This window comes from Collimonas fungivorans, assembly GCF_001584145.1.
Lineage (GTDB): Bacteria > Pseudomonadota > Gammaproteobacteria > Burkholderiales > Burkholderiaceae_D > Collimonas > Collimonas fungivorans.
On record NZ_CP013232.1, the window covers coordinates 5,245,891 to 5,256,595 of the forward strand.

General features: G+C 59.2%; 14 protein-coding genes and 1 pseudogene. 8 read left to right on the forward strand and 7 right to left on the reverse strand.

Annotation, left to right across the window (positions count from 1 at the left end):
- Nucleotides 1–39: 39 nt before the first annotated feature.
- Both CFter6_RS23035 and pyrE read right to left on the reverse strand, forming a co-directional pair.
- Nucleotides 40–684, reverse strand: a complete 645-nt coding sequence (locus CFter6_RS23035) for a DUF4124 domain-containing protein (RefSeq protein WP_167351433.1) — start codon at nt 682–684, stop codon at nt 40–42.
- Nucleotides 685–747: 63 nt separating this feature from the next.
- The gene (pyrE, locus tag CFter6_RS23040) at nt 748–1,413 is read right to left on the reverse strand and encodes an orotate phosphoribosyltransferase (RefSeq protein WP_061541875.1); all 666 of its coding nucleotides are present in this window, start codon (nt 1,411–1,413) and stop codon (nt 748–750) included.
- A 221-nt stretch (nt 1,414–1,634) separates the two neighbouring features.
- Here pyrE and CFter6_RS23045 point away from each other — a divergent pair, with 221 nt between their 5' ends.
- Nucleotides 1,635–2,402 carry an exodeoxyribonuclease III gene (locus tag CFter6_RS23045; RefSeq protein WP_061541876.1) on the forward strand — a complete coding sequence of 256 codons (768 nt, stop codon included), beginning with the start codon at nt 1,635–1,637 and terminating at the stop codon, nt 2,400–2,402.
- A gap of 1 nt (nt 2,403) precedes the next feature.
- Here the strand turns inward: CFter6_RS23045 and CFter6_RS23050 are convergent, their stop codons facing one another.
- A complete protein-coding gene (locus CFter6_RS23050; RefSeq protein ID WP_061541877.1) occupies nt 2,404–3,183 on the reverse strand; it encodes a class II glutamine amidotransferase in 780 nt (259 codons plus the stop codon).
- A 250-nt stretch (nt 3,184–3,433) separates the two neighbouring features.
- Between CFter6_RS23050 and CFter6_RS23055 the strand changes: the two genes are divergently transcribed.
- Nucleotides 3,434–4,498 (forward strand): BMP family ABC transporter substrate-binding protein, encoded by a 1,065-nt coding sequence (locus CFter6_RS23055; protein WP_061541878.1) that lies wholly within the window; start codon nt 3,434–3,436, stop codon nt 4,496–4,498.
- A 56-nt stretch (nt 4,499–4,554) separates the two neighbouring features.
- Nucleotides 4,555–5,457: a LysR family transcriptional regulator gene (locus CFter6_RS23060; protein WP_061541879.1), complete on the forward strand. Its 903-nt coding sequence runs from the start codon at nt 4,555–4,557 to the stop codon at nt 5,455–5,457.
- 15 nt (nt 5,458–5,472) lie between these two features.
- Here CFter6_RS23060 and CFter6_RS25280 read toward each other — a convergent pair whose 3' ends face one another.
- Nucleotides 5,473–5,631, reverse strand: a complete 159-nt coding sequence (locus CFter6_RS25280; RefSeq protein WP_081466531.1) for a DUF3096 domain-containing protein — start codon at nt 5,629–5,631, stop codon at nt 5,473–5,475.
- A gap of 65 nt (nt 5,632–5,696) precedes the next feature.
- Between CFter6_RS25280 and CFter6_RS25285 the strand changes: the two genes are divergently transcribed.
- A complete protein-coding gene (locus CFter6_RS25285; RefSeq protein ID WP_082815057.1) occupies nt 5,697–6,011 on the forward strand; it encodes a 2Fe-2S iron-sulfur cluster-binding protein in 315 nt (104 codons plus the stop codon).
- On the opposite strand, the gene CFter6_RS23070 is transcribed toward CFter6_RS25285, so the two are convergent.
- Together CFter6_RS23070 and CFter6_RS23075 are read right to left on the reverse strand one after the other, a co-directional pair.
- The gene (locus CFter6_RS23070; protein ID WP_061541881.1) at nt 6,003–6,404 is read right to left on the reverse strand and encodes a tautomerase family protein; all 402 of its coding nucleotides are present in this window, start codon (nt 6,402–6,404) and stop codon (nt 6,003–6,005) included. The two genes, CFter6_RS25285 and CFter6_RS23070, sit on opposite strands and share 9 nt — an antisense overlap.
- A gap of 34 nt (nt 6,405–6,438) precedes the next feature.
- The gene (locus tag CFter6_RS23075) at nt 6,439–7,071 is read right to left on the reverse strand and encodes a cysteine hydrolase family protein (RefSeq protein WP_061541882.1); all 633 of its coding nucleotides are present in this window, start codon (nt 7,069–7,071) and stop codon (nt 6,439–6,441) included.
- A 216-nt stretch (nt 7,072–7,287) separates the two neighbouring features.
- On the opposite strand from CFter6_RS23075, the gene CFter6_RS23080 reads away from it, so the two are divergent.
- A complete protein-coding gene (locus CFter6_RS23080; RefSeq protein ID WP_061541883.1) occupies nt 7,288–7,560 on the forward strand; it encodes a type II toxin-antitoxin system Phd/YefM family antitoxin in 273 nt (90 codons plus the stop codon).
- Nucleotides 7,557–7,883: a type II toxin-antitoxin system RelE/ParE family toxin gene (locus CFter6_RS23085; protein WP_061541884.1), complete on the forward strand. Its 327-nt coding sequence runs from the start codon at nt 7,557–7,559 to the stop codon at nt 7,881–7,883. The genes CFter6_RS23080 and CFter6_RS23085 overlap by 4 nt, the downstream gene beginning before the upstream one ends.
- Before the next feature lie 3 nt (nt 7,884–7,886).
- On the opposite strand, the gene CFter6_RS23090 is transcribed toward CFter6_RS23085, so the two are convergent.
- Nucleotides 7,887–8,354 (reverse strand): Lrp/AsnC family transcriptional regulator, encoded by a 468-nt coding sequence (locus tag CFter6_RS23090; protein ID WP_014008110.1) that lies wholly within the window; start codon nt 8,352–8,354, stop codon nt 7,887–7,889.
- A 238-nt stretch (nt 8,355–8,592) separates the two neighbouring features.
- Here CFter6_RS23090 and rocD point away from each other — a divergent pair.
- A pseudogene (gene rocD / locus CFter6_RS23095) lies at nt 8,593–9,830 on the forward strand (ornithine--oxo-acid transaminase).
- Complete coding sequence (locus tag CFter6_RS23100; RefSeq protein WP_061541885.1) at nt 9,827–10,705, forward strand: dimethylarginine dimethylaminohydrolase family protein; 879 nt, start codon at nt 9,827–9,829, stop codon at nt 10,703–10,705. The pseudogene rocD and the gene CFter6_RS23100 overlap by 4 nt, the downstream one beginning before the upstream one ends.

The following is a 10,705-nucleotide window of genomic DNA, read 5'->3' on the forward strand; positions in this document are numbered from 1 at the left end:
GCGTCATCGCCAGCCGCTATTGTTTCATCATCTTCCAGCCTAGCGCGATGCCTGCGCCTCCGGCATCGCACCCACCAATTCCCTGTAGTGCTTCAGCGTCTCGTCGAACTTGCCGTTGATATGGGTCAGCTCGGCCTGGTGGTCCGCCATGTTTTTCTGGTTGTAGGCGATGTCGCGGTTAGCGTCGTCAATCTTGTTGCGCAGCGAGATCGGCAAGGTTTTCCGGTGCTTGTAGAATTCGGCTTCGGTATTGGCGGTTTTCAGCTGGTTCTGGGCATCGTCGATGGCAACCTGGTCGCGCTTGATCAGGTCCTGCGACAGCGACAGGTAATAGCGGCGCGAGGCCTCGATATCGGCTTCGCTGCGATAACGCGACAGCAGCGCACGGTCCTGCTGGCGCCGCTGTTCTTCCGCCGCCAGCTCGATGCGGCGCTTGTCGTCCAGCGCCTGCTGCTGGCGCTTTTGCTCAGCCGTCAGCGGCGCCGGGATTTCACGTTTGACCACGCCGGCCTTGCTCAGCTCCAGCACCTTGCTGTTGGAACATTCCGGCATCGGATGATCGCCTGTGATAGTACGGCCTGCCGCATCCTTGCAGGTATAAATCTGGCCGTGCGCAAGCAGCGGCAGGAAACCTGCCGCACTGAAAAACACACCCCGTACAAGAGTTAGAGCAATCCGATTCATTCCCGTCATCCACGACAGCTACACATTAAATTCTGCACTCCGGCGCGAACGACTGGACTGTCGTCAAGCTACGCCGTAACGCTCCCTGTAAGCCGCCACTGCTGCCTGGTGGCGGTTCAATTCAGCGTCGGCGCCAGCGCCGGAAATATATTCCAGCAAGTCGTTCAGGTTGCCGATCGAAATCACCGGCATGCCATACGCTTGCGTCACTTCTTCTACCGCGGAGTTGGCCGACAACGCATCGTCCTTGCCCGACTTCTCCATCCGGTCCAGCGCGATCACCACCGCACAAGGCGTGGCGCCGGCGGCGCGGATCATCTCTACCGACTCGCGCACCGAGGTGCCGGCCGAAATCACGTCGTCGATGATCAGTACCCGCCCCTTCAGCGGGCCGCCGACGATATTGCCGCCTTCGCCGTGATCCTTGGCTTCCTTGCGGTTATAGGCGAACTGCACATTACGTCCTTGCGCCGCCAGCGCCACCGCAGTCGCCGAGGCCAACGTGATGCCCTTGTAGGCTGGCCCGAACAACATGTCAAACTGCAAACCCGAGTCGATCAGGGTGCGCGCATAAAACTGTGCCAGCTGACCCAGCGCAGCGCCCTCGTTGAACATGCCCGCATTGAAGAAATACGGTGAAGTGCGCCCTGCCTTGGTCACAAACTCGCCGAATTTCAACACTCCAGCCTTGACCGCAAATTCTATAAATTGTTGACGTAAATTGTTCAAAATGCACTCCAGACGGTTGAGGCTGACAAATTTTGTCGCTGTTTACAGCACATTAGCGACACCAGACCGCCATTTTAAATGGAGTTCATCCCTTCCACAGCAGTAAGTGCAAACACCATGCCTGCTCGCAACGGGTTTTTAACCATGAACCCTGCCTCGCGCACGATGGCGGACCTTCGGTTATCCTTAGGCATCCTCTTATACCTTTTTATCGACCAAACATGCCAAGAATCATTTCCGCCAATCTCAACGGCATCCGCTCAGCGGCCAGAAAAGGCTTTTTTGAATGGATGGCCAAACAGTCAGCCGATTTCGTCTGTGTCCAGGAACTGAAGGCGCAAGCCGCCGACATGACGCCGGAATTCCTGGCGCCGGAAGGTTACACCGGCCATTTCCATTACGCCGAAAAGAAAGGTTATTCGGGCGTCGGCCTGTATAGTAAACGCAAGCCGAATGCCGTGCGGATTGGCTTCGGCAACCCTGAATTCGACGCCGAAGGGCGCTATGTGGAATGCGATTTCGGCGACCTGACGGTGATCTCGCTTTACTGCCCGTCCGGCTCCTCCAGCGAAGAACGGCAGATCGCCAAGTTCCGCTTCATGGAAGCCTTCCTGCCGCACCTGCAGCAGCTCAGGGAAAGCGGCCGCGAAGTCGTGATTTGCGGCGACTGGAATATCGCGCACCAGGAACGCGACCTGAAGAACTGGAAGGGCAACAAGAAAAATTCAGGCTTCCTGCCGGAAGAACGTGCCTGGCTCACCCACCTGTTTGAGCAAGTCGGCCTGGTCGACGTGTTCCGCCAGGTCGACCAGCGCGATGAGCAGTACACCTGGTGGAGCAACCGCGGCCAGGCCTGGGCCAAGAACGTGGGATGGCGCATCGATTACCACATCTCGACGCCCGGCATCGCCGCCAATGCGCATGCCGTCGCCATCTACAAGGACGAGCGTTTCTCCGACCATGCGCCGCTGACAATCGACTACTCCTGATCTACCCTGCTTGACCTTGGACCGGCTGGCCGTCGACAAAGACGATCAGCTCGCCCTCGCCGAACTTGGTCCACACCTCGTTGGTGGTGAGCGGTTCAGTGACAATCACCGCCACCCGGTCTTGCGGCGTCGTCACCTGCGAGAAATCGACGCTGACGTCTTCGTCCGACAGGTGGGCTTCGGCAAACGGAAACTGGCGCACGATGTAGTACAGCTTGGTGGAACAATGGGTGTACAGGGCCGAGCCGTCCGACAGCATCACGTTGAAGGTGCCGTGGGCGGCGATCTGCTGCGTCAGTTCGCGCAAGGCCAGCGTCAGCTCAGCCTGCGCCGGCGGCGTATCGCCGAAACGGCGCCGCAGCTGCTGCAGCAGGTAGCAGAAAGCCAGTTCGCTGTCGGTATTGCCGACCGGCCGGTATGGGCCATCCAGCAGCGGCGCAAATTCCTTGAGGTCGCCGTTATGGGCGAACACCCAGTAGCGGCCCCACAGTTCACGCACAAACGGATGGCAATTCTGCAAGGCAACCTGGCCCTGGGTAGCTTTGCGGATATGGGCGATGACGTTTTTCGACTTGATCGGACAACGCCGGATCAGCTCCGCCACCGGCGAGGCGATCGCCGCCTGGTAATCGACAAAATGGCGCACGCCGCTGCCTTCGAAGAAAGCGATGCCCCAGCCGTCGCTATGGTGATCGGTCTGGCCGCCGCGCGTGGCGAAGCCGGTAAAACTGAACACAATGTCGGTCGGCACATTGCAATTCATTCCAAGTAACTGACACATATTCCTGAACCAGGTGAGATAAGCCGCTAAATACAGATTCTATCTGTCTCCTGGCAACGGTATCACGCAGCCGCTGTAATCAAAAGTTAAATATGGTGGCGCTATATGGTGGCGCTTGTTGTGCCGATATCAGGCCGGCGCTATACCTTGTATAGCCTGCATCAAATGGCCCGCGCCCGCTTTGCCAGCAATATGTACGGGCAAACGAGCGCCGGCATCAGATCCGGCGCCTTATAAAGAGGAAGAGACAATGCCGCCGATCCCCCGCCCGTCCTGCGCCGACGCAGGTTCCGCCATGCCTGAACAGGAATGCCGCATCCGCTGGTGGCTGCTATTGCTGCCGCTGGCGCTGCTGCTGGCCAGCGTGAGCGTCATCAGCAGCGCCGCCGAGCTGCCCAAGATCATTTACGTGCGGCCGGTGCCGAACAACGACGACGTACTGCTGCAGCAAGGCAGCAGCGGCGTCAGCAACGCCGCCAAGCTGTACCGGCTGCAAGCCAGCACTCTGGAAAGCCAGCCGACCCGCGCCGGCCGCCAGCAGCAGCTGGACAACGCGGTCCAGCAGGGGGCCGCGATCGTGGTGGTGATGGGCATCGAATTCAAGGAAATACTGGACAAGGTTGCGCGCCTGGCGCCGCAAGTCCGCTTCCTGATCCTGGAGCATTGCATCGACAGCGCCGCCAGCAATATCACTTGCATCACTTTCCGGGAAAGCGAAGCCAGCTACCTGGCCGGCATGCAGGCGGCGCTGGCCTCGGGCAGCGGCAAGATCGGACTGATCGGCGCCAGCAATACCGCCTTGCGCCAAAAGAACAGCATCGCCTTCGCCAACGGCGCACGCGCCGCCAAGCCGGCGATTACGGTGCATGAACCGCTGTGGGTGGAAGGCCCGCAGCCGTTCAACGACCCGTCGCGCGCCGAAGCGCTGACCAAAACCATGCTGGGCGACGGCGTCGACGTTATCTGGGCCGCTGCTGCCGGCAGCAACTCCGGCGTGTTCAAGGCGCTGACGCCGCAATCGCGCGCCAAGGCTATCGGCAGCGGCGTCAACCAGTGCATACAGGCGCCCGGGCGGGTGCTCGACAATGTCGAAGTCCATGCCGATACGGCGATTATCCTGGCAGTAGGCTTGCTGGCCAACGGTTCGACCGCGCCGCGCTTTGACTTCGGCCTGAAAGAAGGCGCGGTGGCGCTGACCGCGCTGGGCCTGGACGCCGCTTATTCCGAATGCGAAATCCTGCGCCAGCGGCCTTTGCTGTTGAAGCTGCGTGAGACCGGCAACGCTATCGCCAGCGGCAAGCTCAAAGTCGATTAAATGGCGGGCCCGGCCCGATTCTGATAGCGTTGTGGTTTTATTCCGGGTGGAGCAGCATGGATCAACTGGCAGCGATGCGCGCATTCCGGCGCGTAGTCGAGACCGGCAGCTTCACTGCTGCCGCGGCAGAACTCAACCAGTCGCACACCATCGTCTCGCGCCAGGTGCGCCAGCTGGAGCTGGAGCTGGGCGCGCAGCTGCTGAACCGCACCACGCGCCGCTTCGCCTTGACCGAAGCCGGTCAGGAATATTATGAGCGCAGCCGGCACATTATCGACCAGCTGGATGACGCCGCCCAGGCAGTGTCGGCGCATCAGGCGCGCCCTTCCGGCGTGTTGCGGATCAACGCGCCAATGGCGTTCGGCACCCTGGAACTGACGCAATGGCTGCCGCAGTTCATCCTCGCCAACCCGCAGCTCAAGGTCGACCTGGTCTGCAACGACCGCCTGGTCGACATCATTGAAGAAGGTTTCGACGTCGCGCTGCGCCTGACCCGCGCCCTGCCCGACTCAACCCTGGTCGCAAAGCGCCTGGCATCCTGCGGAATCCTGCTGGCGGCGGCGCCGGACTACCTGAAACGGCATGGCGTGCCGCAGCAGCCGGCCGACCTGGCGCAGCATAATTGCCTGACTTATACGCTGGCGCAAAAGCCGAATGAATTCCTGTTCCAGGCCGCCGACGGCAGCGAGCACGCCGTGACCGTGCGCGGCAACCTGCAGGCCAATACCGGCATCGCTTTGCGCTCGGCGGCCCTGGCCGGGCTAGGCATTGCCGCCACCAGCTCCTTCATCGTGCACGACGACTTGCGGCGCGGCGACCTGCTGCACGTCCTGCCCGAGTTCACGCTGAAACCGCGCGACCTGTTCGCGATCTATCCGCAAAACCGGCACCTGTCGCCCAAGGTCAGAGCGTTTGTCGATTTTGCGGCGGACTGGTATCGCAGCCCGCGCTGGGAATGAGACTCCGACGCCTGCTTATAGATGCAGATGGAAATGGCCGCCACCGAACAAGCCTATCAGGCCGATGGCGATCAGGTAGAAAGCAACGATATAGTTCAGGAGTTTCGGCATGACCAGGATCAGGACGCCGGCGAGCAGGGAAACTACAGGTACTAGCGACAGATGGATATTCATGGACAATCTTTTTATGATGGAAAATGGCCGAGCCGTGGATTTTACAAGATGAGCGCCATCATACGATGATTTTCCAGACCGAATTCACTGTTCGCATTGAACCCAAAGGGTGGAGGTTTGTGGCGTCCGATGCCATCCCCTTGCTGCAAGCCGCACGAAACTCGGCCGTCAGTTTACCGAGTTCATGCAGGAACGGCACATGCCGCACCTGCATGTGCCGTTTGCTGAGCGGACAAATACGTTATCAGATCGAATGGCCGGGCCTGAGCAGCGATGAAAAGAAGGACGGTTACATCCTGCCCTGCATCGCCTATCCGCAATCAGACCTGGTCATCGAAGAGCCCCGCGCCACTGCCCTGCCGCCGCCAGTTTTAGGCTAAGCGCGCCGCCACCGCCCGGTGCTGCTGCGTCAATCCGCCAAAGCCGTAAGCCGCAGCGCGCACATCGTGGACATGGACATAACTTTCGTGATGCAGTTCGCCCAGCAATGCGCCGATTTCCTTGAAGACGGCGTCGATATACGCCGCCTTTTCGTCGGCAGTATTGGTTTCGTCGGTGATGCGGATATCGAGGAAGAAGCTGGTTTTTCTTTGCGCCGCCAGGGACGGGCCGCCGACAAACCAGTGTGCCGGATCGACGTGTGAAATCGCGATCGAAGTCAGCTCCGGCTTCTTGTGCAGGATCGCCGCGGTCAGGCGCGACAGGGTGCTGGCTACCTTGGCGGAAACGACGGTGTCGGGCGTGGTGGATAGCAGTACGGCAAGGATAGGCATGATTTCAGCTCCATGTTTAGTTTAGTTAAGCAACTCAGATAGCCAGTTCCAGGATTTCACTGGTAGTGCGGATTTCCGCGACTGCATCGGACAAGCCGGTCAGCACCGCCTTGTGCAGGTCCTTGTGACTGACCACGCTGCCGTCCCAGCTTTCGATATCGCGGGTGGCGCTGGCGTCGCTGGCGATAATGACCTGATAGCCATGGGCGACACCATCGAAAGCGGAAGCCGCCACGCAATTGTTGGTCATCAAGCCGCTGATGATCAGCTTCTTGACGCCGCGCGCCTGCAATTGCTGCTGCAGGTCCGTGCCGGCAAAGGAACTGGGGAAAGACTTGCGAATGGTGGAATGATGCACAGCGCACCGCACCTCCGGATGGATTTCCGCCATCGCCGTGTTTTGCGTAAACAGCGGCCGCTCGGCGGAACCCCACTGCTGGATATGGAATACCGGCATGCCATGCTTGTCGGCCAGCGCAATCAAGCGATTGGCGTTGCGCAGCACCGCCAGGCCGTCGGGGATCGGCAGCTTACCCGTGAAATATTCGTTCTGGATATCGATCACCAGCAACGCGGTCGATTGCGGCGCCAGGCTGGCGCTGGCAGCGGCGCCGACGATGGTGCGGATGGTCGGGTTGCCATCTGGTTTGGCTGTCGAGGCGGTCATGTGAACTCCTGGTGGTGATCTGGAGTACACAGGTTAAGCCAGCGGCTTGGCAGAGAACAGCGGGCTGGCAACACATTATTTGTGCTGAAACAGCACAAATGCCTGAAAACTTGGCTCTTTCGCTTCGGGATACAAAGAAGACTAAATTCAGACCGAATTTAGAATACAATCAGTCCATCGGCAGTAACAACAGCTTCCAGCGGAAGGAAACCGGTAATGAAATTCTCGACTCAAGTCAGACCAATCAGTTATCTCAAGAGCCATGCGGCCGAGATCGTCAAGGACATCACTGAAAGCCGCGAGCCCATGCTGATCACCCAGAATGGCGAAGCCAAACTTGTCGTGATGGATGTGCGGTCATATGAAGAACACGAAGAAACCCTGTCCTTGCTGAAAATTCTGGCGCTAGGCAACCGCGAAATTGAACAGGGACAGCTCCATGCCGCGGCTGACGTATTTGCGGAACTGGACAAAGAAGACGCGCAATGAGCTTTCAAGTCGTTTTCCTTAATTCGGCAAAGCTGGATTTACAGGAGCTGAAAGCCTACATCACAAAGAATTTTGGCCATGAAACGTGGCAAGCCAGTTACGGTAAACTAAAAGAAGCCGTGTTGGGCCTTGAAGATTTTCCCCTCAAGGGAAAAGTACCCGAAGAAATTCAAAGCCTGAATCTCACGCAATACCGGCAGGTCATCTCCGGCATGAACCGGATCATTTATGAAATCCGCCAGCAAACTGTCTTTATCCACATCGTTTGCGATACCCGCAAAGACATGAGATCGCTTTTGACCAAACGATTGCTGAGAATCTAGGTTTTAATCTGCCAACGGCAAGGGACTGGACGGCTTGATCTCCTCCAGGCACACCATCGATCGCACGCCAGCCACCCCCGGCACCTGCATCAGGCGATCGGTCAGGAACGCCGACAGCGACTTCAGGTCGCTCGCCGCCACCTTCAGCAAATAATCGAAATCGCCCGAGATCGTGTAGCACTCCAGGATTTCCGGGAACAGCCGGATCGCCTTTTCCAGCTTGCGCACCTGCTTGAACTGCTCGCGCGCGATGTTCAGGTTGACGAAGGCCACCACGCCGAGCCCGATGGCGGCCGGCTCCACCTGCGCCGCATAACCGCGGATGATGCCGTCCTTCTCCAGCCGCTGCACGCGCCGGTAGCACTGCGGCGGCGACAGGTTGACTTGTTCGGACAGCTCCACGTTCGAAGCGCGGCCGTTAGCCTGCAGGGTTCGCAGCAAAATTCGGTCATAGCGGTCGAGTTTTTCCATCTCAATCTCCTTTTATGCATGATTCGTGCACATTACAGTGTATTCATGAGTAATTATGCACAAATATTTCCAATGCTTGTGATTATCATGTAGGCAGATGCAGTACACCTATAAAACAGCATTTTGCAGCTACCTCTAAGCACCGCAGCCGGCGCCCGCTGACCGGGACCAGATGTGATTGACGCTTGCGTCGATCCATACGCTAGGTTCTTAGAAGTGGCCTCACCAGGAGCCGATCATGAAGAACCATGCAATAACTCTCGAAGACCGATACTGCGCACACAACTATGAACCGCTGCCGGTAGTGCTCAGCAGCGGCAAAGGCATATGGCTGTGGGACCAGGACGGCAAGCGCTACATGGACATGATGTCGGCCTACTCCGCCGTCAGTTTCGGCCACAGCCACCCGGCTCTGGTAGCGGCATTGAGCAAGCAGGCCGGTCAGCTGGCGGTGGTCTCGCGGGCGTTTTACAGCGACCAGCTGGGACCATTCCTGCAATTGCTGTGCGAAATGACCGGCATGCCCAAAGCGCTGCCGATGAACAGCGGCGCAGAGGCAGTCGAGACTGCCATCAAGGCGGCCCGCAAATGGGCCACAAGGTAAAAGGCATCGCCGACCAGACAGCTGAAATCATCGTTTGCCGCGGCAATTTCGCCGGCCGCACCACGACCATCGTCGGTTTTTCGTCGGAAGCCCAGTACCGCGACGGTTTCGGGCCGTTTTCCGGCGGTTTCGCCACGGTGCCGTTTGGCGACGCCGCCGCGCTGGAAGCTGCCATTACTCCGCGCACCGCCGCTTTCCTGGTGGAGCCTATCCAGGGCGAAGCCGGCATCATCGTGCCGCCCGAAGGTTACCTGGCGAAATGCCGTGAAATCTGCGACCGCCACAATGTGCTGCTGATCTGCGACGAAGTGCAGACTGGGCTGGGCCGCACCGGCCGCCTGCTGGCCAGCGACCACGACGGCATCAAACCGGACGGCCTGATCCTCGGCAAAGCGCTGGGCGGCGGCTTGCTGCCGGTGTCGGCGTTCCTGGCGCGGGAAGACCTGATGGCGGTATTTACCCCCGGCGACCACGGCAGCACCTTCGGCGGCAATCCGCTGTCGGCTGCCGTCGGCCATGCCGCGCTGCGCCTGCTGCGCGAAGAAAAGCTGGCAGATAACGCTCAGCGCATGGGTGAGCGCTTACTGACAGGGCTACGGGCGATACAGCATCCGGCCATCCGCCAGGTCCGCGGCAAAGGTTTATTGATCGGCATGGATCTCGACCCGAGCTTCATTTCCGCGCGCGAATTCTGCGAACGCCTGATGCAGCAAGGAATCTTGTCGAAGGACACGCATGACACGGTAGTGCGCTTTGCGCCGCCGCTGATCATTAGCGCCAACGATATCGACGCTGCTCTGGAAGCCATCAAGCACACGTTTTCATCTTTACTCACACCCCCGACTCACCTGACCGAAAGGAGCTACGCATGACCAACCACCTGCTGGACCATACCGCGGACGACACATTCCTCATGTGTGCTCCGGACCACTTTGAAGTGTCTTACGTCATTAATCCGTGGATGGCTGGCAATATCGCGCATGGCAACCGGAGTCTCGCCATGCAGCAATGGCTGGCGCTGGTGGAAGCCATCGGACAGGTAGCCAAGATCAAGATGATGCCGGCCATGCCAGGCGTGCCTGACCTCGTGTTTACCGCCAATGCCGGCGTGGTGCTGGGCAACAAGGTGGTGCTGTCGCGTTTCCGCCATGTCGAGCGGCAAGCGGAAGAGGTCTATTTCGAAGCAGCGTTTACCGCCCATGGTTTCGAAGTCCTGACCTTGCCGCCGGAACTGCCTTTCGAAGGCGCCGGCGACGCCCTGATGGACCGCAGCGAAAACCTGCTGTGGTTCGGCCATGGCCATCGCTCCGATATCGCCTGCGCCGCCAGGTTGTCGGAAATGCTGGAGATTGAAGTGCAGCCGCTGAAACTGGTCGATGCCCGCTTCTATCACCTGGATACCTGCTTCTGCCCGCTGGCCGGCGGTTATGTCATGTATTTCCCGGAAGCCTTCGACGCTGTCTCGCAAGCATATATTGCGGCGCGCGTGCCGGCCGACAAGCGGATCATCGTCGGCAGCGAAGACGCCTTGCATTTTGCTTGCAACACTGTCAACTCCGGCAGCCATATTTTCCTCAACCAGGCGTCCGAAGCCTTGGTCGCACAGCTGCAAGCCCACGGTTTCACCGTGCACCAGACCGCACTGACCGAGTTCCTGAAAGCAGGCGGCGCAGCGAAATGCCTCACCCTGAAGCTCAACGAACCGCAGCAAACGGTCGCCCCCCAGGCCAGCCAGCAAGCCGCCTGA